This window comes from Dyadobacter sp. BHUBP1, from assembly GCF_050587785.1.
Lineage (GTDB): Bacteria > Bacteroidota > Bacteroidia > Cytophagales > Spirosomataceae > Dyadobacter.
Genome location: NZ_JBOBIH010000003.1, coordinates 999443 through 1024014 on the forward strand (window position 1 = coordinate 999443; position 24572 = coordinate 1024014).

Below are 24572 nucleotides of genomic sequence, written 5' to 3' on the forward strand. Positions count from 1 at the left end.
ATGTCGGGGGAATCACTTTGTGAAATGGGAAGTGTACCTTACAGCATGAAGTGCGTAACTTCTAGTGAAGCATATAGTTCATCTAAAAGTCTGCTTACGGCCTTTCTGGTATTCGCCCGATCATGGTGCCAGGATTGGTGTGGAGTAATCGATTTTATGAACGAAAGGGCCATTTTTACCCGAGTTTCTGGTTTAGATGAAACATAGAGTGATTCTTTATGGACTTGCCCTCCATTGTCAAGAAAGTCGGCAACATTATTTTCAGAGAGATTTTTGCGCGGATGCTTTGTTAAGCTGGACGTTAGTTTGGCGAGTTCCCGCTTGCCAAGGTCGTGATTAAAAAAGACCTTCTTGGCACATTGCAACATCTGTAAACGATTGATATCAAAGATGTCTTTTTCGTCCATGACGGTTATCACCCGATCTTTTCGATTCCCAACTTTGTAAGTAGTAGAGTCGTAGAAAATTAAGCAATACTGCGGATTTATTGGGAAAAATAACTGAATGCCAAGGCAAGCATATCCGTAGGACGGCACCAACGCCTTTTTTGCCTCGGCCAGTTGGTTATACATGGTGACGGGGCTATCCGAAGTTACAAATGGGATCGCGGTTTTGTTGACCAGTAGTTTAATTTCTAAGTCCATCAGAACTGTGTACAATTCGAAGGCGACTCTCAATTTCAGCTTTATCGCATCTTCCCGAGAAAAGTCAAAAAACGATTTAAAAAACGCTTCATTGGGGTCAGGTTGAAGTTGCTCCTCTATGAACTTATTTGATTCCAACACGGTCTCTGCAGCCAGTGCGGTCCTCTGCATGCTTAACATTGCGTAAAATACCAAAAAGGAATGATGCTCTGAGTCCCGTCGAGGCACGGTGTTTGTCGCGCAAATTTGAGGTAGCAGCTTTGCAGCTTTGTCTTCGATCGTCTTAATTTCCTTATCTAGCTCCCCGTCTTTACCGTAGAAATATGGTAGTGTACATTCATCGGCGATCTTTGTTGTAGGATGGCTGAAACAAGCATCGGGGACAAAGACTCCGATCTGCTTACTGTTTCCTTGGTAGGAAAAATACCGAAGGTAAAACTGAGGTACGTAATGTTGGTTTTTGTTAACAGGCATTGCGTAGCTGGATTGCTAAGAGAATAAAGGAGTGATAAAATTCATCCACAACTGCTTAATTTTGGCAAAAGGAGACCTGCTTTTCTGGCTTGCGATCATCCTGTTTCCTGCCAACCAAGACCGGGTTTTATATTCATTTTTTAGCATGTTAAAATGGGCGACAATTTGAGGCTGGTCTCGATTGAGCGTTGCCCTGAAATCATTATAGATGGTTTCGTCGAATGTGTCTTTCACTATTCGTAGGGCAACGCCTAAAATACTTTGCGAGCTTAGAGTAAAATTTTTGGTCTTTCGGTAGCCTTTTGCATCCTCAACCATTTTTCCGATGATATTGACAACGCGTATAGTGTCATGAGGATGATCGTAGGCTTCGAAGTAAATTGGTTTCAATCGTTCTCCGGAGAGCACATAGAACATGATAAAAGCCGAAGCTATATTCAGCCCTATAAGGATTTCAAGTGTTTGCTGGTCTCTCGCTACTTCCGGCAACCGGCTCCAATGATCCACGACATGACTGGCGATGTTATATGCAGCAAAATCGTCTGCATCCAATTCCATAACATTGTCTTCTAAGATGAACGTGGGATCGGAAGTTCCTATCCGGCTTTCACTGAACGAACGGTCTGTTCCTGGTAGGTGCTGAATGATATGCCCAAGTTCATGATAATATAAAAACAGAGCGGCGCTTTGAAACATCAGCGAGTGCACAGGCATATCCAGGTGTCGATAAACTACCGGTTGCGTGGATGCAGGCCTAGCCAAGTAGGCTTCGTACCTATTGAAAAATTCCATCAACCGCTCCAAAAGTCCTTTGTTAATTGTAATCGCTTTACTTCGAGAAATTGCAACGGCTTCCAGCTCATCGCTGTCATTAAAGAAAAAGTAGACCGGTTTAATTTTAAGATTGTCCCAGGCTGTGTTTATGTTATCGTAAATGAACGTGTAAAGATTATTGTAGTCCGAAAAGTAGGGTGAGTAGTTGTAATCATAGGCGCGGTATCCGGAGCGCAGAGTGCCACGCACTTGTTCCCAGCTCTCTACATATTTATCGTAGTAATCATCACTTTGATCCATAGAAGTAGAATGTTATCGAGGGTTAATCTTAAAACTAATCAGGAAAATAGTAAAATTGCGCAAATTAATTGCACTTAAATCCCTCTAGATGAAAGAAAAGAAAGGTGATATTGAGCACTCCTATGCGTTGGATCTAGAAGAAACAGTGTGGCATATTTCGCAGGTCGAGCGGGGACGGAAAGGATATTTTTGCCCAGGGTGCCGACAGGGGATGATTGCAAAAAAGGGCGAAGTGAATATCCAGCACTTCGCTCATGACCCCGGCGACACCACGCATCGAGGACAATGCACTTATTCGGATGAAACCTATCGCCATAAACTTGGCAAAGAGATACTTCAACGGGAAAAACGGATCAAAGTTCCGGGCTTAAAGAAGTATCCGGACATTGGGCAGGACGGGGCACCGTTCACAATCCGTGATGCATGGGTTGTTGAGGCAGCCCGGGTAGCTATCGAAATGCCCTTCTATGAAAATAGCGATGGCCAAATCCAATGGGGTAAATATCCAGAATGGGTTCAAGACCGGTCCAGAAATCTTCTGATTCAGCCAGACGTCACATTCTTCAATGCTGCTGATGAGCCGATACTGCTGATAGAGCTGGTCGCCACCCACAAAATTACAGATGAAAAGTATTTGCGAATCCGGAACCTGGGGTTGGACACGGTGCAAGTGAGTCTACCGAAAGGCCCTCCTTCTGAAATTCAAGACATCTTCTCGAAAACTGCCCGCACCAAGTGGGTTTACAACTATGAACGCGAAACTACCCAATATCAATTCGTTCCCGCTCGCCCTGGCCAAGAGATACTACCAAGCGATGAGTTCGAAAAAGGACTCATCCAGTTTGAGCAAACTTACGAGTGCAAAGTATTCGAAGTTAATGAAGCGATACGCTATTTTACAAGATATCTGGATTCAGAACAATTTAGAAGCGCAAAGGGAAAACTCGATAGCGATATTCGACAAGCTAAGAGAAATACAAAAATTGCTTACGAGCGATGGGAGCAGTTACAGAGAAGAATTGAGAAAGAAGTATCAGCAGAATTTGCAGAAGAGGAAGCAAGCCTTGATCAACTCGAATCAGAACTTGGAATCCAGGAACGAGTCTTTCGAGAACACAAAGAGGAGGTTAAGAAAGCGTATTTTGCGGAAACGGGCAGAATTGGCCGCGAAAAAAGAGAGTACCGATCTGGAAGACGAGAAGACATATCTGAGCTTGAAAGCCGACTTATCGAATTGGGAGGAGACGGAAAAACAATATCAGATCGAATTAACGATCTCCGAGAAGAGGAAGTCCGATATCAACGATCTATTGAATCCGAAGAGAGCTATATTGACGGCGCAACAGCAGATATTGTCCAAAAAATCGGAGCAGCTGAAGCAGAGATCAGTCGAATTGAAGACGAAGAGGCTGGATTACCAGAAGAAGCTGCAAGACATGAAACTGACCTCAGAGCTCGAAATAGTGAAAATGAGGAACGAATCGCGGCAGAACTTAGAAGCGCTGAGGACAACCTTAGAGCAGAGTTTGACGGACTTCGAGAAGTCTCTATTGGAGCAATTGAGAGACGAGATCATCAGCGAACATCCAGAGTCAGAGGAAAGATTGAAGAGCTTGTTAAAGCAGGAGGACTTTTGGAATCTATCACATTCAGACAGGATCGCGAAAGAAAATTGCGAGAAATTAGAAAAGCGGTTGATAATGGATCTTACAAGGAATGGATATGAGCTTAATGACTTTCTCATTAAAATGGAAAGAGAAAAAAGATAATCTATTAATATCTGTAAATCTTAACTGCCAAGTATAATGGATTCTATTTCAATTTTTTCGTAAAACTGCATAGAATCTCGCCTGTTGAGAACTCATTGCCTTCTTTGTATAAAGTAGTGCAAGGCGGAACCACATATATTCCAATAAAGTAATTGTAATTTTCATTTGAATCGGACATACTTTTGTTACGGCCGATTCAAATGAAAATTTGACAATAGGGTAGAGATAAATTTAATATGAACTGTAACGATCAAGTTCGTATTTGCTGATAATTATTACATCAAATGGGCGAAAGAAAATAGAGTCCTTCCTCGGGTTACTGGGTAGTTTTCGCAGGTGAATATGATAATCAAGATATTTCCACGACCATTCAAATGGTGAAAGGGTTTCTTGCGCCAGGCCCATACTTAAAATTGATGGTTGCGAGCCAAGGTCTTTTGAAATCTTGTCAATCAGACTTGTATCAAACTCCACCGCCAAATAGAAAGAAACTAACTGGTCATCCTTTTCGTAGGCATATAAATCATGGATTGGATATTCGAATAAATGCAAAGAGCCTGTTTTGATAAATTTATAATTGTACTTATAATCAAAAATTGGATTTCGAGATGTCTCGATGAAACTCACATCAGGTTTCCAGCCTATTTTTGAAAATGGATTAATAAACTCAGTCATCACATCTTTTACAGTCATACTATCCAAATTAATCGCCCTTTGTTGGGCTACACAATTGTAGCCCAACAAAGATGCCCATAAAAATATTGATACTATTTTAGTTACATTCCCCATTTCCAACTGTAGCATATTGGGGATTCGCGTTTATGATAACACTCGTTGTGCTACCTTTTGCACCGACCGTTCCACCATTTGCAATTACAGCTGCTTTCAGCCAGTTAATAAATAAAGTTTCAACTTGGTATTCATTCATTAATAGGTTGTTTGCCCAATGTCCAATTGTTTTTTTTGACGCGGTTTGGAACGCGGCAGCAGCCATTGTTGAAGCATCTGCGTAGGAGTAAAGCGTTCCATCTTGACGTGCCATAGGATACCCTATCACTAACGCACGATTAATGGTTAAAGTTTTGACTTCCCCAGTGCTTATATTGACGAATTGTAAGCGAAAGTTCTTAACCCCTGCCTCCATCCAGTTATTTGCTGTTCTCGTAAAGTCAAATGATGCGCAGTCAATACCCCGGTTTACTGAAATGTCTGCTGCCGGCTCACCAGGAGAATTATTATATGAAGTGCTAACAGTAGGGTTGTCGCTGGGAGTACCTCCCCCTCCTCCGCCACTGATTGGAGTGGTTGGTGCAGGAGGAGATACTGGGTCTACATCTTCTTCTACACAGCTACTAGTAACGTCGGTACTGTTTAGTGTAAAGGTTATACCATTGATGGCCATGAATTGGACACATGACAATTCGCTAAGCCCGTAATGACCGAAGACGTTCGCTCCTGGGTATGTCGCATTATGATCTTGCCCTATGTAGAAGCATTCGTTCATCCAGCGGCATCTTGCAGTTGGATTAGACGTTGCGGGCCGGTCTTTTTTGGAGTAGTGCCTTTTTCCTAAGTCAAATGACTGCATTCTAGCGACTGTTCCATCCAGATTGTAATAGATTAGTGCCCCAGTGAACGATTTTATCCAATTTTTTTCACTAGTTTTGGTTTCCGACTGAGATGCAACAAGAAGAAAATTGGCATTCATTTTGCCAGTTGAATCCCGATAGACAACTAAATTTATTGGAGGGAATTCTCGCTCTTGAATATCGCCACGTGCTGAAAGATACTCTTGAATAATAGTGTTATGCTCGGTAGGTACTACCAAGAAATCACCGTCTTTATTTTCGAATCGATAAGTCTTATTCCAAAGAATTTTTATTTTACTAAAAAAGGTAGTGTCTTCTGCTGAAATGACTCGATTGTTTATCACAAACGATTCTGCCTCTTGGGGAGATACGTATCGATATGTTTTTGAAGAAGGATTGGATGGGTCTAATATCGAATTGGCATCGCGATTACACGATAGAACGGTAAGGAAAGTCAAAACAAAAAGGACACCTCGTTGAACAAGATGGAAATGGGACAATTTCATAATTTTTTCGTTTAAGTATGGAAAAATTAAAAAATTGGGTGCTTTTATTGTTAACGTTGTTCGAGGAAGGGTAAAGTAAGATCGATCTTGCTCGAAGGTATCTGCCTAATTATTGAAATCAAATATTTTTACATTACATAATTGTTAATAGTTTGTTGAGTTTAGTATTACTTAATATTTTATGAGCTAAAACTTGCTTCACTCCTGACAGGCTTCTAAGAACGTAGGTGTTTCTATCGGATGAACGACAATACTTTTTGTGTTTACCATCTTCTAGTTAATTTATGTATAGGGAGATAACAAATAGCTTGGTGCAGTGATTTTTGCTGAATTCGGAATATTGTTAAGCAGCTCTATGCTTATCAGCAAAGGCGAATGAATGCCCAGAACTTTGATGGACTGTTGATCCAAAAGCAAATCTGCCTCACATTGGATAGAAAGGTGTTATCGGATAGAGAATTTATAGGCATTATGTGAAAAGGGTAAGACCTATTCGTAACAACCCACCTCGGTTCGTGAACATTCGGTCCTACCCTCAATACTTTAATTAGGCATCAAGGTCATCAATTTTTCCCACATCTCATACAACTATTTTTTTTACTCCAAAACGATTACAGCTATTGCCCGTTCCCAATGTGAATTTTTATTGAATGAACAAGTCACCTGCCGCAATGCCTTCCTGGAGACACATTTTTTGAACGCTAATACATATACTTTTAAAGATAAGACGATTGGACTCGTCGTCCGGATTCGTCGGGTTAATCGCCCCTATAAATGCCGCCCTGTGCGCCACTTCCTTCTTATGATGGTACCATGGATAATTCTTCTTCATTGACCAGCTGTTATGATGAAGCATGTTCCGCATGATGGACATGAACCACTTTCTGGCTTCCAGTACGCGCTTGTCTTCTTCGGGGATGGTGGATGCATCACCAAACTTGCCAAAGTCCATCGTGTGGAATTTTCGCCTGTCGGCTTGAAAATGCTCTAAGACAGCGAGCTCGACGATGAGCTCGATTGACCGGCGGGATGTCCGCTGACTGGCCAAAGAAAAGAATAATTCTTCGACTGTATTTTCCAGCATATTCACACGCTTCTCCAATTCAGCAATTCGCTCTTCCATACCAAAATAAATTTTGATTATGGTAAATTTATAGATAATATATCTACAAAAATTGACCTCACCACGAATTTTATCTACCAATGACTTTAAGTTTGATGCCATAATCACAGCAAATTCCGTGTGTTATGGACCTAAGTTTGTCAGCGGACATTTTCGAAAAATTCAATAAGGAGGCCGGATTTTCGAGTCCTGATGAAAGCGATCTTTTTAAGACGGAGGCCGCCATCGACCCGAAGGTGACCGACCACATCAAAAGCGTATTGGCCTCGACGGCGCCTAAGGGTGTGGATACAAAGCCGCCCGGTGGCGCTCCACCTTCCCAAGCCGAAGCGTTGCCGGATTACTTCAAGCCATTTGAAGACGTACTCAGCAAGAAATTTGAATTTGCTGAGCCGGACTCCACCGATTATAGCTCCCTGGCGGTAAAGGAATTTGGACCCAACTTCGCCCACCTGAATTCCAGGGATGCTGTTTACGATCATTCCTTTTATACGCTTGCTTCCGAAAACTTTTTGCAGGAAAACCCGCAGTACCAGGAAGCATTGGCCGTTGCCGATGGCCAGTTCGACGAAGGCGATTTCCTGCGCGATGTGATCGCTTCCCAAATGCGGAAAAACCCGTTCAACTTCACCAAGGCGAACTACCAGGAAAAGCTCGAAGAGTACTTCGAGGAGGGCAAGATCAACGATGAAGGGAAGCGCCTTGTGGCCGAAATAAAAAAAGAGTACAAGAGCATTCAGGCCGGGCTGGAACAACAAGCAAGAAGCTATGCGGCCAGTGAGCTGGCCAAATACAAAGAGTACCGCACTACGTTCGCCGATGAGTTGAAAAATTTTTCGCTTTATGGGATCGAGCTCTCCGATGATATCAAGCGGCATATCCAGGAATATGTGACCAGTGGGAAGGCCAAGGAAGCCCAAACGGCGGCAACCTCGATGAAAGATTTCGCGCGCCGTGAAATCCTGAATGCCTTGGTCAGCTCTGAAAAGGCATTTCTGGAAGTGATGCGGCTGGTCGACAAACGCGGGATCGACTACGGCTACAACAAGAAAGCAAGGACGCTTCTAAACTGAGATAGCTATGCCAGACAAGTTAAGGGTAGCGATAGGGACAGGACAGAGAAGGAATCTTGTTGGCGATATCCCGCTTAGAAATGACCTTCTTTCGCGCAACCAGCAGGAGTATATCACGATGATGGTTAATCACGTGAACCCCTACTCGCCGTACTTGGTATTTATGAACCTTTTCGGTTCGAACCAGGATATGTACGGCGAAGACAGGGAGGGGTTGTTTGACGTGCAAACTTCGACAATCGGAAGCGAGTTTATCCGCATCCAGGAAGAATGTGAAGAGCGGAAGCCGTTCTACGTGGTGGATAATAGCCGCGTGCCCGACAAGCTTATTGCCGGGGTGCCTTTTGAAGTGGGCCTTGACTATGGTACCGGCCTGGATGAAGGCGAGCAGGTGAAGCTCTGGGACGACCATTCGATGCTGTCGGTGGTGAGCCGGAGAAATACCAATAATGGCTATGTGGATGTGACGTTTATCCTTAACGGTCAGCAGGGTGAAACAGCCTCGGGAAGTTTGCTGGGGATTGGAAAACCGGTGAACTGGGGATATGGTAACACCATGGGCGAAGGCTCACATACATCCAACAGGTTGCAACTAAATACGACGAAGAAGAATTTGTTCACAGCGCCGACGGTGATTACCCGCTATATGTGGCATGAAACCGGGAGCTGGATGTCGGACGAAGTATTCCGGTTTGCGATGCAGCCGGCAATGGATGGCTCTGAACCGATGCAGTTTGTGACAAGCCTTTCGGTGCGCGCTTTCAGGCAGGCCCTTCTGAGCCTGGAAGGGATGATCATGGACTCTGTGAGCAACTTTGACCCGGCGACGCTGGAAATCAATTCTTTCAAGGGATTGACGCCTTATCCCGACCGCCCGCTTTACCCCGGCGTATGGCAACAGCTCGACCAGGCGCATATCCAGTATAAGCATCCCTGGAAGCTGACATACCTGAACAATTTCAACCGGATCGAGAGCATTATGCAGCAGATCCACCAAGTGTGGCCGGATGCGGATGTGCTGGTAGTAGCCCAGCATGGCGGGATGAAATTCGTCCGGGATGCTATCCGTGAAGGCGGCCAAGCCAAGTATCCGGTGCGGCTCACCAGGGAAGTGGGTGCCGACGGCAAAGTGGATGTGGGCTTTGGGATCGAAAAATTGGTTACCGATTACGGCAACCTGTTCATGTACGACATCGGGAAGGGTTACCGCACGACGGGCGAATTCAAGACGTTCACCTACAATGGCGTAAAGGGTCCTGACCGGAGCCGAGACATTTTCTTCATCCCGATCCGTAGAGGGCTCAATGGCGCCAAAAAAAAGAGCTTCCGGTATTTCACAAAATCAGGCAAAAACGGGGCGCATCAGCAGGTTGACCGCGGCTTTGTTTTTGGCCGTGTACGTGGGTTCACGGGCGAAGGTAATGGGTTTACAGGTGCCCAGCTGATGGCTATGCAGGAAACGGCTATTGAAGATATGGTGACCAATGCTTCCAGGTACGATGTGGCCTCGACAGTGGACGGAAACGAATACCATATCATGTTCGAGGGGGTGCCATACATCGATCCAACAGGGATCATCAAACTCAGGTTAATCGACTAATCTTTTTCAACAGCTATGTCACATCTTGTTTCAGTAGTTGTGCGGCACCCCGTCAGCATCCGCAAAGAAAATGTTTCCGTGCCCCGGCAGGAGATTATCGGCTCGGGGTTCACCGGTAAGGTGAAAGGTGAAGTGATGGAGTTTTTCTTCACCAATGATTTGACAGACCGGACAGACCTTGTCATTGACGGCCAGCGGGTCTTTGACCTGGACGAGCCTGTGGACAGCCATAACTGGAATACGCTGAAAGCCTATTGCATGATCCATAAGGATGCGGCAGCTAACATTCAGTTGATCGATCCGCAGGAAGAAACAGACCGGGCCCTGGCATTTTCAAACAAGGCTTTCCAGGTTGAGTCCTATATCCGCCAGAATGAGGACGATTTGGCGCTGTTGGCAAAAATGTACCGAAGGTTGATCGGACTTGCTGCGGGGCTTGCGCCCAAGACGATCTTTAATGCATTGGTATCTCTTTCCAGGACTAACCCGGAGGCTTTTTTGCAAGGGGACAAAATGCTGGTGGAAAATGAAGATTTTGAGATGCTTGCCCTGCTGGATGTGGGTATCGAGAAAGGTGTTGTGCTGGCAGACACGGATGGAAAAATCAAGAAAGACCGCGACACGATATATGCCAAGGATATTATATCCGCCGCGTTCCAGCTGCGGACGGATAGCGAGTACCGGGTGTACCTTCAACGCGCAGTAGAGGGAAAGCTGAAAACAACACCTAGTGGCTATGAGCCTATCATTGAGGACTCGGATTATGTCAAACTCGCCAGTAAAGTGGGCGTTAAAGCGGCTGAAAAAATCCCCGTAAATGATGAGTTCGGGATCAGCACTGCCAACAGCGGAGTATCCAATGCTGTTTCAGCGGAAGAGATTGAGCAAGACTTAGCACGATTTGCACAGCAGGGTTTGCTGATCAAAACGGGCGAAAAGTTTAGTACGCGGTACGTGATACCGCAAATTTCTGAGCAGCAGTTTACGCGCAAGGAGATGATTAGCCATTTGGCCAACAATCCTGCGCAGTATGAGCACCTACGGCAAATGGCATCTGTGAGCTAATGGGACGCCTGACCAACCAAGAGCTTTATCAGTGGGCGCAGGTTAAGTATGATAAGTATAACAATGCCCACATGCCAAAGCAGGCCTTTATGTGGTTTTACAGCCAGGCAAGGCTGGAATGGCTTCGCCTGAAAGCAAAGGACTTTGAAATGACCGCGTTGCAACGCTCAGACCTGTTGCCTTTCGTCCGTGATGTTGACTTTGGCGATACAAGAAAGGTGTACCTGGAAGAAAGCCTGCGGATAGAGCTTGTGCTGGGGGTATGGGCTGATTTTGTTTTTGAATGCAATGGGAAATCGACGCTTTACACATCGGCCATCAAACCGCTGACGATAGATGAAGCAGCAGAGGCGATGCGCGACCCGTTTAATCAGCCTGATGACGAATTCCCGGCATATGTGCAGCGCAACGATGGCAAGCCGTATTTGGATATTCTCAGCACGAGCGTGCCTCAGGGGGTAAGTGTCCACTTTATCATGAAGCCCATTGACTATGACCTGCTTGGTAATCCTGGCGGCTATACACAGGAAGATGAAGCGCAACAGCATCAGATCGTTGACCTGGCTGTGGCCAAATACCAGCTTAGTATTGAGAATCTTAACCAGTACCAAGGCTCACGGCTTGAAATACATAACAGCGGGAGCTGACGGATTAATCTTTAAAGACGATGAGGGACAGATCGTTTTATGTTCATAAGCGTAAGCCTGGCGATTGTGGCCAGGCCCCCGAGCTCGCTATTTTCTATCCCGGCACTTCCAGCCAGGTGCCTGTGATTGAGCTGGGCAACCTGGTTTTCAAGGGCGGGGTGTCGGTGTGGGCAGCCAAGGCCAAAGGGATCGGCTATGACGGGTATGCTACTGACGATAACTGGCACAAGGTGCCTTTCCATGATATTCTTACCGGAGGCAGCGGCGTGAAAATCCGCGGCTGCGGGCAGAACCTGAAAAAGAAAGTCCGCCTGAAATGCTGCGCGCCGAATTGCACCGAGATCGGCGAACGAACGGCAATTGAAGTGCGGGCGATTGCCAGCTGCGAATATCCGATGTGGAACAACTGGGTGAGCCCGAAGGAGGTGTTTTTCCAGTGCGGGTGCGTGGAGACCTGCTGCCAGCGGCTGCACAAACTGGCCGATGAATTTAACAGCGACCCTGATTCGCCCGTAACGGCGACGGTGATCGGCTGGGAATTCATTGAGCTGGAATCTAAGGTTGAAGGGGTTGATTTCACGGTGTTGTCGTGGGAAGGGCTTACGGAGCCAGATGTGATTGTGCCCAATTTCCGGGTGGGCTATACGGCCTATACGATCAAGGACTGGTTTGGACAGGAGATTGTGGGCCCATGCGAGCCGGATATGTGCATGTATGTGGTGGAAATTTTCCATTACAGCAAGAGGCCCTGGCGGGAGCATGCCGGTACGTCCAATCCGGTTACGGATCCAAGCAATTACAAAATTGTGCTGGAAACCACGACCGTAGTGTTCCAACCATACAATGAGAATAGTATGGACGCGTACTATGCGCTTTTAGAGCTGCTAGAATCCCAGGATGTTTTGCACGTTAAGATTATCGATACGGCCATGGGTGATTATCCGACTTATCCGTACTGTCTGCTGCGGGATGACGCCGGGGATGAGGCCGCCCTTCAAACGGCCCAGACCGACTATCTGGGTGCAGTGAACCTGATTTCGCTGACAAGGAGCTTTTATGAAAACGGGCGCTCGTTTTATTCGGTGACAAGTAAATCGGGGAATCCGCCGGCCCAAGTCGGCAATGATGTCGTGAACCCTGGTTTTTGCGGGGCCGATGACAAACCGTGCAGTGAAGCTGACGCATGTGAACCGGAAATATGATGCGGCTTAAAGAGATTATCGCCCATTTGCGCTGCTCACCCATGGATGGCTTTTACTACGTGCAGGGCAGTGTAAGGCTCTTTGCCTACCGGCGACGGTGGCTGAGATGGATGATCAGACAGCACATTGTTGAGCAGTTTGAATACCGAAGGGATGTTTCGGCACGCGAGTGCTACCTGCTCGGTAGTTGCAAGTGTTGTGGCTGCGATACGCCCGCCCTCTTCTTTGCTAATAAAGGATGTAGCGTGGCATTGCTTGGACATTGCATGACGGCGGGATATCTGATCTGTTACCCTGCGATGCACCCACGCCGTAGCTGGAAGAAATTTAAAAAGTGGAGGTCAAAACTATCTACGTATAAAGATTAGAGTTTGTTGGAATTCATGCATTAAGCTTAGTTGGGATATGTCTAATTTCATTTCAAATACGGTCGATTTCGGGACTGTCAAAGAGCGGGCCAATGTTTCGGTTGCATTTGTGAAAACGCCGGAATGTAAAGCCATACAAACTATTGTCGGCTCATGTGGTTGCGCGATACCGAAAGATACGTCTGACCGGATCACGACAACTTTCTTCGCTGGGGAGATAGCCAGGCAAATCCTCGAAAACGGGGGACAGACGATGCCGGTGCAAAAGTCATTTACGGTGTACTATAAAGACAAGACAAGTGAAGTCCTTTTTCTGAAAGGGATCATCACCCGCTGAGATGTTTGCCGAGGCTGAGGTCCTGGATTTGCCTGCGGAATCGGTACAGCAGCTTTACCGGCCTGTGCTGTACGAGCGCGTGCCGGAAATCCCCAAATTAAATGCAGACGACACTGACTACCAATGGTGGAAGCGGCAGCTTCACCGCTGCCTGTACGGCTGGATAGCACCGAACGGCCACTACCTGAATGGCTATCTTTATTTCTATCTGAATTTCTGCATCATCCCTCTTCGCAAGGAGGGTGAAGAGCGGTTTGATTGGGAGCCGCCGATGTACCGGGACAATGATGAGGAAATCCTGGACATCATATGGGCGAATACCTACCGCCGGCTTCCAAATGGCAAATCCTATAATGCCAGAAACCATATCGAGGCAAAGCCACGTGGGATCGCGTGGACTACATTTACCCTGCTTGGGGTGGCATTGTGGACTTTTATTTTCCGTAACGACCTGCAAATTGGCTGCGCTTATCCCAACGAGGAAGCGATCGATACCGAGCGGGAATGGTTCCGGACGGCCTGGCAAAGCCTGCACCCGATGTTTAAGCGGTGGAACGGGAAAGACCTGGTGGTTTTGGAGAACAACCGGAGTGCGTTTTCAGTTGGTTACAGCCAGGGGAAAATCAAGCGTATTGTGAATAAATGCCGCTTTGACATCATTGGCCAGGAAACGAAGGCAGGTGTGTATAAGGGCAAGCGGATGAACCTGATGATCGCCGTCGAGGCAGGGCTCTGGGTGGGGGATTCGTTGAAGAACTACCTGACGGAAAACGAACCCAGCGCAAAATTGGGGGATGACCAATGGGGTATGTTCTTGGTGGGAGGGACTTCCAATGCCATCATTAACAAATCGACTGCCTACCGGGATATGTTCGTGGGCCACCTTGCATACAATGCGACGCGGCATTTTACCCCGAAAACAAAAGTGCTCAGGGGGTGTATTGATTACACAACGGGAAAATCCGACCAGGAAGGTGCGTTGATAAAAATTCTCGCCCACCGGCAATCCAAAGTGGCTGATCCCGCCGCGTATCAACAGGAGGTGATCGAAAACCCACTTACTTGGGAGGAAGCCTTTCTTCCCAACAACAAAACCAGTGCTTACAACACTGCCGCGATTAACGAGCAGATCACGTTCATTAAGCTCAACCATGCACAAGACAACTGGGTACGCGGACGGCTGGAATACCTAATGGACCGGTATAACCGGCCGACAGACAATATCGTTTTTGAGGAAAGCCCGGGCGGCGACTGGTGCATTAACCTGGAAGGTAAACCTTCGAAAATTTACGAGAACCTTCACATTGCCGGCATAGATGACCGGTATAAGTCCCGCGGTGAAGGACATAAAGTGTCGGCTGGTGATTCGAAGAATGCAATGGTGATTTACCGCAAGCCGACTGCGTATGATATCAAAAGCGACATGCCGGTAGCGGTGTATTACGGCAACGCTCCGGATATGGTGGTTGCCTATGAAGAGTTTTACAAAGGGATGCTTTTTTACAATGTTTCCAAAACCCTGTACGAATACAACAGTGAAGGCTTTATCCTTTTCATGCGTGAGAAGAAAGCGCTCGACCGGCTGTTCTATGTGGGTGACCAGCCTGGGATCAAGATCAAAAATGCGCATGTGAAGGCGGAGCTCACCTACCTGGGCACCCAGTTCTTCACGGAAGGCCGCCATAAGAACATCACCCTGCCCCTGATCCTGGAAGAGCTTATGAAATGGGGCACCTACGAGAATACAGATATTGCCTCGGCTTTTCATTTGGTGTTGAAACTGCTGGAACTGACCCAACAAAGCAATGTGACCAAGCTGGATCAATCTTATCAGAATGAATCCTCCATTATACAGCTGGGGCCCAACCGGTCGTCGGCAGATGGCCTGGTGGCGGGGTATCCTATCATCCGGCTGGGGCCGGTTTACGCCTGAAAAAACCGTCTGCACCCGGCGAGCCACGGGCCTGTTTTTATAACTTCAAAAAATTGAAAGCCCATGCTGCTCCCAGATTTCACCGTTTCCCAACCGGAATGCAACCAACTGGTGCTGCGGGATGTAACGCCGTCTTACTCAGTGGATTACCCCGGTGGATATGGCGCGGTCAATATCGATGCTAACCAGATCGTGTGGGCGAAGATTGGACTGGATATGGGCGGCAATGGCTATTATGAGCTGGAAAAAGTATATAACCAGACTTTGGGAGATTGGGTGATCAATGCCGGGGATATCCCATTGGAGCAACCGGCTGCCGCCTCAGGCTGCGAAGAATGCCAAGGCTTTGAGCAGGCGCAGACCGATTGCCACGGCTTTATGAGCGCTTTTCCGGAAGGATGCATAACGCTGCGCTACGAGGTTTTCAGCTTTGAGCAGGCCTGTAATTGTATCAAGGCGGAGGGCACGCGTGTGAAGCAGATCGTGAGTACATGCCAGCAAGACCAAAAATTCGTTGCGCTGGCAGACAAGCTCACTTTGGGGGATGACTGTCATTACGATTTTCAGATGAGTAGTGAAAAGAAAGCAAAGATTATGCAGGAGTTTATACTAGCCTGGACGAAGCTCAAACTAATGGCTGGGACACAAACCGGCTGTGATTGCGAGTGTGTGGCCATACGGATCAAGCAGATCGGTGCCTACCTGGATTCTGTAAAGCTATGAAGGTAATTAGCGCGCGTGAACTGGGTGAACGGATCATGAAAGTGGCAGTCGAGCTGGATTGTCAGAACTCGCGGATGGCCCGTGTTGGCAAGCCCGACTGGCAAGTGGATCAGGGCCTGTTTGAACTCATGTTTATCCTTGAATTTGTGCCTTACTGGAATGCCGCTCAACTGTGGCAGAAAGCGTGCTATTTAAACCGGAAATACGGTGTGTGATAAATGCCATCATAACCCCTGCCACTGTCCGCAGCCCGGCTGCCCTGAGCCGTGCCAGGATTGCGGACAGCCGGGATGCGCTCAGCCGGACTATATGATCGTCCGAAAAAGCTGCAAGCCTGATGTCTGCAGTCCGTGGATCGATTTGATCAAAGAGCTGCTTTGCGCTGGGAAACCGGCTTGTAAGCTGGCTTTCGGGCAAGCGATCGTATCGCAGAAGACGGTCACGATCGTAGCACAGCATGGCAATGGCTCGCTGGAATACAGTATTGATGGCGTTCTGTTCCAGGACAGCCCGACATTTCTTAACCAGCCATGCGGCAACCACAAGTACTTCGTTAGAGAAAAATCAAATTCGGCCTGTATTGCTGCCGGATATGCTTTTATCGCATGCGACTGTATACCGGAATGGAAGAACACGGAAGAGCCCCCGTTGACGCAGTGCATCAATGGGAAAGTCCACAGTTACCAGACGGATGGGTGCGGGAACTTTGATTATAAACTGACTAATGACAACTGCCCGCCGCCTTGCGTGCCGGTATGGGTGGACGTAGCCCCCCAAGAAACGCAGTGTGTAGGCGGTAAAATCCAGGTGAAGATCCAGGATGGCTGCGGGAGTTTTGGCTGGCGGCTCACAAAAGCTGATTGTAACGTCTGCGTGGCTCCCCAAGTGCCGCAGGCTACGATCAGCCAGGCCAGCTGCCTGAACGGCTCGCCGGCGGGCGACGCGGGCATCCATTTCGCGGGTGTTTCGGCCGCGGATAGGTACGGCTATTCTCAGGGAGCAATTTATAGTGGTGCGGCTTATGCGCAAGCGCAAGCCATGCCTGTTGGTGGCAATTTGGACATTACAGGACTTGCAGGCTCGGGCCAGGACAATACGTTTGTCTTCCGTTTTTTCAATGGCGGTGATGGGTGCTTTACAGATCGCGAGGCCGTTATCCCGGCCCTAAACTGCCCACCGCAATGCGTGACGCCTACTTTCGATCTGGACAAAGAAGACCCAACCTGCAATGGCGGACCGTCCAACAATGACGGCAAGCTCCTGCTTCAAAATGTCACCGGCGGGGTAAAGTACCAGCCGTGCCAGGACACAACGTTCACCTGCGCGGCTGATTTCGCAAACGCGCCCGTGATTGCAGGGCCAGGACCGGTGACAGTCTATGACCAGATCGGATTTTTTGCTGACCAGCCTTACAAAGATTTTGCGGTGCGGGTTTACGCGACTGAGTTTTGCTTTGAAACCAAGACGCTAAGGTTTTATAATCCTTGCGGACCTGAGCCGTGCTTGCTTCCGGCATATCAGGACAAAACGGCCAGCAGCGCTACCTGTACAAGCGGAGGCATGTTAAACAATGACGCCTGGATCAAGATCACAGGTATTGCCAACGCTACCAAATACGGATATTCCGTGGGAGTGGCGTATTCGGGTCCTGATTTCAATGCTGCGGAACCATTGATCGCTAGTGAGCTGACAATTTCAAACCTGGATGGTTCGGGCAATGATACCTCATATATGATAAGGCTGTTCAATCTAGCGGGTGACTGCTTCCTGGATGTGGCCATTACGGTGATTGGCGGGGATTGCCAGACACCCAATTGCTGCGATATGATCATTACAAGCATCGAGCTAACAGATTAATGTATGGAAACAATTGAAGGCATATTGACTGATATAGCCCTGGATCATGGCAAGGCGAGGAATTACCTAAATAATTCAGTGTTCAACCCCTCGCTTTCGCTATACGAGCTGAAAGGCGATGGATATGCCGTCCGTGGCAAAACCAGGCAGGCGTTGGTAGGAAACCTGATAATCATGGCAAGACTGCTGGAAGACCAAAGAGGTGGGCAAATGATCGTTTGAAATAAATCGGGATATGGCAACTTTCATATTACGGCAGCCAATTGAGGGCGACGTGCTTTTGACGGCGGAAAATGTAGGCGCAGCGGGCAACTGCTGGACTGATGGGCTGGGAAATTATATCCCTGGATCGCTATCGCTTTTGATCAACGGGATTGGATATTCGATAGACGTACCGGAGTTCTTCGCGTTAGGATTTTTGGGAATTAGTCTGCCGCCGGGAGTAGTGCTTTTGTCCGGCGATACAATCCAAATCGTATCCAATTGCAGCGCGGACGATAGCTTACCGGTTGCGGCGCTGCCAATTAATTTGGTGCTTACGGCCAGCGATGCCACTACCTGCGCGAACACGACGCATATCAGCACTACCTACGAGGACCGCGTCAGGCTTTTTTTGGCTGGCTACGATAATGCTAGCCTCATTTTCAACCTTTCGTTGAACGCGGCTCCTCTGGACAAGACCTCGTTTTTCCCACAGTTGGGTTATCCAGACAATGTTACCAGCATAGGGGGCGATTTCTACGCCGACCCGAATAACCACTCGGTATTGTTTTCGAACGGCCTCTTCGCGCCGACTACCCAGGTGGATGTTTTGGTGCTGGACGCAGCGGCTTACTTTACAGTCCGGCTCGGTTATGTGGAAATCGTTTTCAGCGGCGGGCAGATCAATCTGATCGATTATGTGACCGGGCTGGTGGTAGACAGTGTGGGCGGAGGCTACCAGGCGCTGGATACAATAACGCTCCGCTCGGATATCTCCTCATACACGATTACCAAGCAGCAGATACCTTTTTACAGCGTGCAAAAAACGGTGGAGTACATAGTACCTGCTGGGGGAGGGTCGATCAGTCCTAACCCGTCGGTGGTGGGGATCGATTCTACCTGGACTTTGCCGACTGATCCGGGGAACTATCCGATCCAGGTTAAGCTCGGTGATAAGGTAACAGCGCAAGGAACAGCCGTGGTGAGCGGATGTCCGCTGAATGCATTTGATGGTACGGTGAGTTTCTCGAAGGGCTCCGTCCAAAATGCATTGCCTGGCCTAAACGGTACTGCACCCAGTAATTGCCTGGTAACCGGGTTTAAAATCCTTTCGTTGCCTGCCTGCGGTATTTTGTACTTCAATGGTAATCCGGTGGCCGTTGATCAGCAAGTATCTGGCAATCCAGCGCAGCTGACGATGGATATACCGGCTAATTGCCCTGAGGCAGTGCTGGAATTTGATTTTGCGGCTGTGTCGAGTATCCCGGGATGCCAGCAGTCACCAGCGGCCACGATAACGGTTAACTTGCAGGACATCCATGCTGATGCTATTGACGATAGCTTCAATGGGGTTGCGGGCGGGGTGATCGCTCACAATGTGGCAGCCAACGACCAGCCGTGCTCAGAAGGAACGACCTTTTTTCAGCTTGTGGCTGGTAGCGCCCAGCATGGGACTGTCAATAACTTTAACCAGCTGACGGGTTATGGCGAATTTGCCGCAGAAAGTCCCGGTTTTACCGGACAGGCATCCTATCAGTATAACGTGCTTTGCGGCATTTCGATGGCGGACGCGGTGGTAATTGATACAGCGACCGTCACCCTTTATTTTGCCGGCGGCGCGTTAAATGACGACACCAATCAGACCTACGCAAATACGCCGGTAGCCGGAAACGTGGCTTCCAACGATGTGGTAGATTGCCAGGGATTGCTAATGTATGGCTTGCAACCCGGATCAGGGCAAAACGGGCTTGTGACATTTCTGGATACGGCCACCGGGGACTACATCTTTTCTCCTTCCCCGAGCTATGTGGGTGCCGATGCCGGTTTTGGCTACGAAGCTTATTGTGACGGCCTGTTGATCGGCAGTGCCAAAGTTAGCATCAAAGTATACGGTGCTGATTTGAAGCCAGACACCAGTCAGACAATCGCCGATGTGCCCGTGACAGGGCAGGTTAAGCCCAATGACACCTTTTATTGCGAAGGGATGCTGACACTTGCCGTGATGGCCAGCTCGGAGCTTAATGGGATTGTGACATCCTTTGACGGGATTACGGGCGAATACATCTTCACGCCCGCGTTGAAATTTACCGGCATCGGCCAGTTCGTCTATGAAGCGTTCTGCGACGGCGTAAAAGTCGGCCAGGCGCTGGTGACGATCAACGTGCTTCCTGCCTGCGATGTTTGTGCGGAATTGAAGGAAATCAAAATAATCCTGAAAAAGCTGCTCTGCACCGACGAGAAGATATTGAAATACATTCACCTGAGTTGATCATGGAATTTATTGAGATAAAATTTGAGGTGCCGCTTGATAAGCTTACGCCCGTTGGTGGAGACACTTACGAGTTTATCATCAAATTTTTTAAATCTCCCGGCGTGCCTCTGGACCACCCGAGCATACCGAACTTGTATAACGCGACGGTGGTAACGATCACGCCCAACTTTGTGGTGAAGGTGCCTGTGACACCGGGTAGCTGGGCCGCGCTGGACGTACTTGTGGCGCTTTACGCTGGCGACGAAAACAACTGCTGTTCCCAGCAAACCGTGGTTGACCTGATCAATACGGGCAGCCCGCCGCCGGTGCAGGGGGACTTCTGGGGCGCTACTAAAACTACGACGGTATCTGGAAAACGGTACACCTGGATTGATTCAGAGAACGCCACCATTGAGGTAGCCCAGGACGGCAAAATCAAGCTGATCGCGGCTGCGGAGAAATCTTCGTTTGATGGTAGTGCGAGCTGTATACCTTTTTTGCTGGATGCCAATTACCGGGGTTATAGCCCGGATTTTTGCAACAAGCTGCTTGGCGCTGGTGCGGGATTTCCTTACGGGCAGCATGAGATATACGTGCTTTACATTGATGCTCCGGACGGGGACTGGAACTATGTGGAAGCCAATATCTGGGAATTGCTGGGCAACCCCCAGACCCATTTCGCCCATAGCGCTTTGCCAGAGAAAGTTTCGTTTTCTGTTGAACCAGTGAATGGTATCAACGATATGCTTCCTTACTCGCAGTCGCGGACTGGGTGGCTTTTTACAGCCTTTTATTTAGGAAATAATCTCAGCCTGCCAGAAGGCAAATCCTTCGCGGTTTCCAGGTTCGTCAACGATTCGACGGGGCTGGTAGATAAGGAGGCGAGCATTACCGATATAGCCATGAACAAGGTGACGCACATTGTCGACATGTACGATTCGGATGTGCGCAATTACATACCGGCTTCGCGAAGATGGCGGACAGCAAAATGTGAAGTAGAGCATTTTAACCAGCACTTTGACCTGGTGCTCGACGACGGGGTTCTATACACGCTGGATATCCAGACTCAGGCCAGTAACCCCGCATTTATGATCGGCAACTGGCACCGCCATACATTTCTGGAAGAGTTTGTCGGTGGCCAAGGAGGCCTGAATGGCTGCAATTATTCCAGTGAAGACCTGGGTGGTGGCCTGTTGCGGTTCAAAATAGCCAACAATACCAGCGCGCTGCAAAAGGTGCTGGGCAGTGTGAATGTGCGCGTGGTGTGGACGCCGCAGGTGGCGGCCGATAATTTTGAGAAAGATCCCGGATTTATGGCATTTGCCGAGTTTGCAGAAAATGGGATGCTTACCATCAATGGCGATGCTTTCAGCGAGATTGAGTATTCATTCATGTTGGACTTTGCGGGCGTGCAAGCCATCCATCCGGCAGTGACAACACCCGCCCAAACCAATATTGTTTCGGATTACTATGCACCCGTTTGGGGCTATGGCGCTGGTGGGGGCTCTTATATCTATTTGACGCCCGCGGAGAAAAAGGCTAGGATGGCATCGGTGGCCGCTGCCCGGGGGACATCGGCTTACTATGCTAACCAGGCTTATATGTACCGGAACCGCATGGGGGGCGTGAAATATCACAACGGCTGGGAATCGGTGCGGGATGGTAAGGGGATGTTGGGGCTGATCTATGACATCGAGGTAGATCATATTGCGATGCATGATGTGAAGGATATTGGCCTGGCCTGGCAGGCGACGGACGGTACCGGGAGCTTTATTACTACCCACGGGATCAACTACCGGCTCACGTTTCCGCCGGGCGACATCATCAAACGGGCGCCGCATGTGCATAGCCATGAATTCATGAAGTTCGGAGCGTTTTTTCAATTACTGCTCGCCAGTGGGCATGCATTGTGGGAAGCTGGCGCGCTTTTCTGTAAAAACCCCTATGCCTTCGTGCCTGACTGGGTGCTGCATAATAATAAAGTGCTTTGGCAGACTGACGGCGGACCGGTTGAAGAATGGCAAGCAGGGAACCCCGCTATGGTGCAGCCTGACCCGAATGCCGACACCGCATTTCCGAACGCTCCCCAGCTGGGTGAGCAAGGCGCATGGTGCGGGGCTTACGTGTACAGCCAGATCAGCACGGCTTCGGACCGGGTGAGTGGGTCCATTGCATATGCAAAATATACCTATAAGGTTAACGGCGGCGCACCACAAAATGGGTATGGCGTATCTGATGCACCGAAGGCAGGAGCTTTAGGTAATGCCGAGCTCAGTAGGTTTGGGCTGGCTAACGTAGGACAGGATAATATCGTTGATATCGGGGATTTGCAGGTGCCGATCGTGATCTTGACCCAAGGAATGGATGGCTACGGGCTGATTGTTAAGAACTTCTTTTGTGAGCCGGATGATGTGGTCACCTATTCAGTGCAGGTTGGCGCGCAGGTGCTGGATTTCGAGCTTGTCGGTACCTTGCTTCACGTCCAGTACGTCAACGCCGCCCTGCCATGAAGAAGTTGAAAGTGATGATAACAGTGACTTCGCTTTCCGACCTGGTGCCGGTTGGACCCGATCAGTATGCTTTTACTGTGTTGTTTCTGGATTCGCAGGGCCTGGCGCTGAGCAGCCCTTATGTGCCGGATGTGTTTGACGCGGTTGTTCAGACTAGTTCGGTTTCATTCGTGATCGAGGTGCCGATCGTGGAAGCAAGCTACACCTACAACGATGTCACGGTGCGGGTCCTAGGCAACCAGGGTGCAGATTGCTGCAAGAATGAAATGGTAATAGATATCGTGAATGACGAGCCGCCGACGGGCGAACTGATCGACGTCTGCTCTTCTAATAATTCTGCTGACGGCATAGGCGGTACGCATACTTTTTATTGGACGAACAACACACCCGCGCAACAGGACGTATACTGGGAATGGTACACGTCGGCCTATCCAGACCGGTTGCAGGTGATGATTGACGGAGAAGTGTGGCACGACACGCACTGCGCGGGGCCTCAGCCGAACACGTGTGTGCCTCCTGGCAAGTGCTGTTACCAGGAGGAGTCAACCTATGGCAGGATCGATGTACCGGTGGGTAGCATGATCACGTTTCAGCTGGACGGCGATTGCTCCAACACGGGTGGCACGGTATGGAACTTAAAAACATTATGCGCGCCTTTTGCACAGCCGCCGGTGATTTATGATGGTTCAGCGGCGGTTTGCACAATACAAATATTGGATTTTGACACGCTCAGCGCCGGGGCGATTTACATCAATAAGTGGACTGGCGGACTGAGCGGCGAATACGAATTTGCTTGCCAAGCTGAGGCACTGGCAGATATTGCGACAGCCATATGGATGCAGGATAACAGCTCCGATCCGGGCGCTGGTATGTTCTTCGGCGGGCTTCCGAGCGGTGTTGAGTACCGGGTGTGGATTAGGGACAAAGTGAATCCCTCTTGCTTCTCTTTTATTAATGCTATTCCTTAAACAATTACTTATTATGCTTCCCAAACACATTTTAGCGCAGATCGCTTGCCTGGCTCAGCGCATTGAGAAACTGGAAAAGGCTGTGCAGAGTGGTAAGCTCTGCTGCGTGGAATCGGTAACGGGTTCGGCTGTGGACAATACTGATCCGAAAAACCCGGTGATCAATCTAACGGACGTTGTCAGCAGTGGCATGGATTACCTGTGGGCGATTCCTACCGTAGACCCGGATACACAGGAAATTATCCCGAATTGGTCGCAGGGGCATATCGCGCCGCAGGGGTATTTGTTCAAACCCGATCCGCAGATTCCAGGGGACATATGGCCGAACAAGAACTACAAATATTTGCTTGGTGACACTAGCATGTATGGCGTGGATTTCAAGGCATACATCGATGAGTGGGACAACTCTACCAACCCAGTGAAGGGATATGTGATGGTGACCAGCGTGCCCGATCCGACGCGGTATGTGATTTCCAAAATTCTTACGGATAATGTGGACGACGCGGGTTTTACGAAGGTAGACTACGAGTACGTTTCACATAACGGGATCTCGGCGTTTGGCTTCGCTGATGAAGAGCCTGTGAAGGTGCATTTTTTTATGGTGGGTGATGCGGGGAATTAACCGGATTGGCGTAAGCGGTAATGATAGGAGAGGGCA

Annotated in this window: 22 protein-coding genes; 16 read left to right on the forward strand and 6 right to left on the reverse strand. The window is 48.7% G+C overall.

All coding sequences use genetic code 11. The features are described from left to right. Positions 1–38: 38 nt before the first annotated feature. Positions 39–1118 (reverse strand): DUF4238 domain-containing protein, encoded by a 1080-nt coding sequence (locus ACQ4MZ_RS16500; protein ID WP_430846341.1) that lies wholly within the window; start codon positions 1116–1118, stop codon positions 39–41. A gap of 15 nt (positions 1119–1133) precedes the next feature. Further along, positions 1134–2192, reverse strand: coding sequence for a hypothetical protein (locus ACQ4MZ_RS16505; protein ID WP_430846343.1), 1059 nt, complete (start codon positions 2190–2192; stop codon positions 1134–1136). Positions 2193–2280: 88 nt separating this feature from the next. On the opposite strand from ACQ4MZ_RS16505, the gene ACQ4MZ_RS16510 reads away from it, so the two are divergent. Beyond that, positions 2281–3918: a competence protein CoiA family protein gene (locus ACQ4MZ_RS16510; protein ID WP_430846345.1), complete on the forward strand. Its 1638-nt coding sequence runs from the start codon at positions 2281–2283 to the stop codon at positions 3916–3918. Positions 3919–4192: 274 nt separating this feature from the next. Here ACQ4MZ_RS16510 and ACQ4MZ_RS16515 read toward each other — a convergent pair whose 3' ends face one another. The 3 genes from ACQ4MZ_RS16515 to ACQ4MZ_RS16525 all read right to left on the reverse strand — a co-directional run bounded on the left by ACQ4MZ_RS16515 (position 4193) and on the right by ACQ4MZ_RS16525 (position 7179). Beyond that, positions 4193–4765 (reverse strand): hypothetical protein, encoded by a 573-nt coding sequence (locus ACQ4MZ_RS16515; RefSeq protein ID WP_430846347.1) that lies wholly within the window; start codon positions 4763–4765, stop codon positions 4193–4195. Then, positions 4734–6056, reverse strand: a complete 1323-nt coding sequence (locus tag ACQ4MZ_RS16520) for a hypothetical protein (protein ID WP_430846349.1) — start codon at positions 6054–6056, stop codon at positions 4734–4736. Before ACQ4MZ_RS16520 ends, ACQ4MZ_RS16515 begins: the two co-directional genes overlap by 32 nt. Before the next feature lie 643 nt (positions 6057–6699). Next, positions 6700–7179 (reverse strand): hypothetical protein, encoded by a 480-nt coding sequence (locus ACQ4MZ_RS16525; protein WP_430846351.1) that lies wholly within the window; start codon positions 7177–7179, stop codon positions 6700–6702. 125 nt (positions 7180–7304) lie between these two features. On the opposite strand from ACQ4MZ_RS16525, the gene ACQ4MZ_RS16530 reads away from it, so the two are divergent. From ACQ4MZ_RS16530 to ACQ4MZ_RS16550, 5 genes are all read left to right on the forward strand, one after another. Beyond that, positions 7305–8252 (forward strand): hypothetical protein, encoded by a 948-nt coding sequence (locus tag ACQ4MZ_RS16530; protein WP_430846353.1) that lies wholly within the window; start codon positions 7305–7307, stop codon positions 8250–8252. Between the two features lie 7 nt (positions 8253–8259). After that, the gene (locus tag ACQ4MZ_RS16535) at positions 8260–9852 is read left to right on the forward strand and encodes a hypothetical protein (protein WP_430846355.1); all 1593 of its coding nucleotides are present in this window, start codon (positions 8260–8262) and stop codon (positions 9850–9852) included. Positions 9853–9867: 15 nt separating this feature from the next. After that, positions 9868–10917 carry a hypothetical protein gene (locus tag ACQ4MZ_RS16540; protein ID WP_430846357.1) on the forward strand — a complete coding sequence of 350 codons (1050 nt, stop codon included), beginning with the start codon at positions 9868–9870 and terminating at the stop codon, positions 10915–10917. 71 nt (positions 10918–10988) lie between these two features. Beyond that, positions 10989–11564, forward strand: coding sequence for a hypothetical protein (locus tag ACQ4MZ_RS16545; RefSeq protein ID WP_430846359.1), 576 nt, complete (start codon positions 10989–10991; stop codon positions 11562–11564). A gap of 20 nt (positions 11565–11584) precedes the next feature. Next, the gene (locus tag ACQ4MZ_RS16550; RefSeq protein WP_430846361.1) at positions 11585–12766 is read left to right on the forward strand and encodes a hypothetical protein; all 1182 of its coding nucleotides are present in this window, start codon (positions 11585–11587) and stop codon (positions 12764–12766) included. Positions 12767–12801: 35 nt separating this feature from the next. Here ACQ4MZ_RS16550 and ACQ4MZ_RS16555 read toward each other — a convergent pair whose 3' ends face one another. Next, on the reverse strand, positions 12802–13029 hold the full coding sequence (locus ACQ4MZ_RS16555; RefSeq protein WP_430846363.1) for a hypothetical protein: 228 nt from the start codon (positions 13027–13029) through the stop codon (positions 12802–12804). Between the two features lie 142 nt (positions 13030–13171). Between ACQ4MZ_RS16555 and ACQ4MZ_RS16560 the strand changes: the two genes are divergently transcribed. The 10 genes from ACQ4MZ_RS16560 (at position 13172) to ACQ4MZ_RS16605 (ending at position 24536) form a co-directional block, all read left to right on the forward strand. After that, positions 13172–13471 (forward strand): hypothetical protein, encoded by a 300-nt coding sequence (locus ACQ4MZ_RS16560; RefSeq protein ID WP_430846365.1) that lies wholly within the window; start codon positions 13172–13174, stop codon positions 13469–13471. 1 nt (position 13472) lies between these two features. Next, entirely contained in the window at positions 13473–15404 is a 1932-nt protein-coding gene (locus ACQ4MZ_RS16565; RefSeq protein ID WP_430846367.1) for a hypothetical protein, read from the forward strand. A 63-nt stretch (positions 15405–15467) separates the two neighbouring features. After that, positions 15468–16127, forward strand: a complete 660-nt coding sequence (locus ACQ4MZ_RS16570) for a hypothetical protein (protein ID WP_430846369.1) — start codon at positions 15468–15470, stop codon at positions 16125–16127. Beyond that, positions 16124–16342 carry a hypothetical protein gene (locus ACQ4MZ_RS16575; protein WP_430846371.1) on the forward strand — a complete coding sequence of 73 codons (219 nt, stop codon included), beginning with the start codon at positions 16124–16126 and terminating at the stop codon, positions 16340–16342. The genes ACQ4MZ_RS16570 and ACQ4MZ_RS16575 overlap by 4 nt, the downstream gene beginning before the upstream one ends. Positions 16343–16436: 94 nt before the next feature. Further along, complete coding sequence (locus ACQ4MZ_RS16580) at positions 16437–17984, forward strand: hypothetical protein (RefSeq protein WP_430846373.1); 1548 nt, start codon at positions 16437–16439, stop codon at positions 17982–17984. A gap of 3 nt (positions 17985–17987) precedes the next feature. After that, positions 17988–18206, forward strand: a complete 219-nt coding sequence (locus ACQ4MZ_RS16585; protein ID WP_430846375.1) for a hypothetical protein — start codon at positions 17988–17990, stop codon at positions 18204–18206. Positions 18207–18219: 13 nt separating this feature from the next. Then, positions 18220–20454, forward strand: coding sequence for a hypothetical protein (locus tag ACQ4MZ_RS16590; protein ID WP_430846377.1), 2235 nt, complete (start codon positions 18220–18222; stop codon positions 20452–20454). A 2-nt stretch (positions 20455–20456) separates the two neighbouring features. Then, entirely contained in the window at positions 20457–22946 is a 2490-nt protein-coding gene (locus ACQ4MZ_RS16595; protein ID WP_430846379.1) for a hypothetical protein, read from the forward strand. Next, positions 22943–23914, forward strand: coding sequence for a hypothetical protein (locus ACQ4MZ_RS16600; protein WP_430846381.1), 972 nt, complete (start codon positions 22943–22945; stop codon positions 23912–23914). Before ACQ4MZ_RS16595 ends, ACQ4MZ_RS16600 begins: the two co-directional genes overlap by 4 nt. 13 nt (positions 23915–23927) lie before the next feature. Further along, on the forward strand, positions 23928–24536 hold the full coding sequence (locus tag ACQ4MZ_RS16605; protein ID WP_430846383.1) for a hypothetical protein: 609 nt from the start codon (positions 23928–23930) through the stop codon (positions 24534–24536). The last annotated feature ends 36 nt before the right edge of the window (positions 24537–24572 follow it).

Coding starts and splice junctions, on each gene's coding strand:
- ACQ4MZ_RS16560 (WP_430846365.1), top strand. CDS start 13,172: ATGTCTAATTTCATTTCAAATACGGTCGATTTCGGGACTGTCAAAGAG.
- ACQ4MZ_RS16540 (WP_430846357.1), top strand. CDS start 9,868: ATGTCACATCTTGTTTCAGTAGTTGTGCGGCACCCCGTCAGCATCCGC.
- ACQ4MZ_RS16550 (WP_430846361.1), top strand. CDS start 11,585: ATGAGGGACAGATCGTTTTATGTTCATAAGCGTAAGCCTGGCGATTGT.
- ACQ4MZ_RS16510 (WP_430846345.1), top strand. CDS start 2,281: ATGAAAGAAAAGAAAGGTGATATTGAGCACTCCTATGCGTTGGATCTA.
- ACQ4MZ_RS16600 (WP_430846381.1), top strand. CDS start 22,943: ATGAAGAAGTTGAAAGTGATGATAACAGTGACTTCGCTTTCCGACCTG.
- ACQ4MZ_RS16505 (WP_430846343.1), bottom strand. CDS start 2,192: ATGGATCAAAGTGATGATTACTACGATAAATATGTAGAGAGCTGGGAA.
- ACQ4MZ_RS16580 (WP_430846373.1), top strand. CDS start 16,437: ATGATCGTCCGAAAAAGCTGCAAGCCTGATGTCTGCAGTCCGTGGATC.
- ACQ4MZ_RS16500 (WP_430846341.1), bottom strand. CDS start 1,118: ATGCCTGTTAACAAAAACCAACATTACGTACCTCAGTTTTACCTTCGG.
- ACQ4MZ_RS16590 (WP_430846377.1), top strand. CDS start 18,220: ATGGCAACTTTCATATTACGGCAGCCAATTGAGGGCGACGTGCTTTTG.
- ACQ4MZ_RS16530 (WP_430846353.1), top strand. CDS start 7,305: ATGGACCTAAGTTTGTCAGCGGACATTTTCGAAAAATTCAATAAGGAG.
- ACQ4MZ_RS16555 (WP_430846363.1), bottom strand. CDS start 13,029: ATGTCCAAGCAATGCCACGCTACATCCTTTATTAGCAAAGAAGAGGGC.
- ACQ4MZ_RS16545 (WP_430846359.1), top strand. CDS start 10,989: ATGCCAAAGCAGGCCTTTATGTGGTTTTACAGCCAGGCAAGGCTGGAA.
- ACQ4MZ_RS16515 (WP_430846347.1), bottom strand. CDS start 4,765: ATGCTACAGTTGGAAATGGGGAATGTAACTAAAATAGTATCAATATTT.
- ACQ4MZ_RS16520 (WP_430846349.1), bottom strand. CDS start 6,056: ATGAAATTGTCCCATTTCCATCTTGTTCAACGAGGTGTCCTTTTTGTT.
- ACQ4MZ_RS16565 (WP_430846367.1), top strand. CDS start 13,473: ATGTTTGCCGAGGCTGAGGTCCTGGATTTGCCTGCGGAATCGGTACAG.
- ACQ4MZ_RS16570 (WP_430846369.1), top strand. CDS start 15,468: ATGCTGCTCCCAGATTTCACCGTTTCCCAACCGGAATGCAACCAACTG.
- ACQ4MZ_RS16525 (WP_430846351.1), bottom strand. CDS start 7,179: ATGGAAGAGCGAATTGCTGAATTGGAGAAGCGTGTGAATATGCTGGAA.
- ACQ4MZ_RS16605 (WP_430846383.1), top strand. CDS start 23,928: ATGCTTCCCAAACACATTTTAGCGCAGATCGCTTGCCTGGCTCAGCGC.
- ACQ4MZ_RS16535 (WP_430846355.1), top strand. CDS start 8,260: ATGCCAGACAAGTTAAGGGTAGCGATAGGGACAGGACAGAGAAGGAAT.
- ACQ4MZ_RS16595 (WP_430846379.1), top strand. CDS start 20,457: ATGGAATTTATTGAGATAAAATTTGAGGTGCCGCTTGATAAGCTTACG.
- ACQ4MZ_RS16575 (WP_430846371.1), top strand. CDS start 16,124: ATGAAGGTAATTAGCGCGCGTGAACTGGGTGAACGGATCATGAAAGTG.
- ACQ4MZ_RS16585 (WP_430846375.1), top strand. CDS start 17,988: ATGGAAACAATTGAAGGCATATTGACTGATATAGCCCTGGATCATGGC.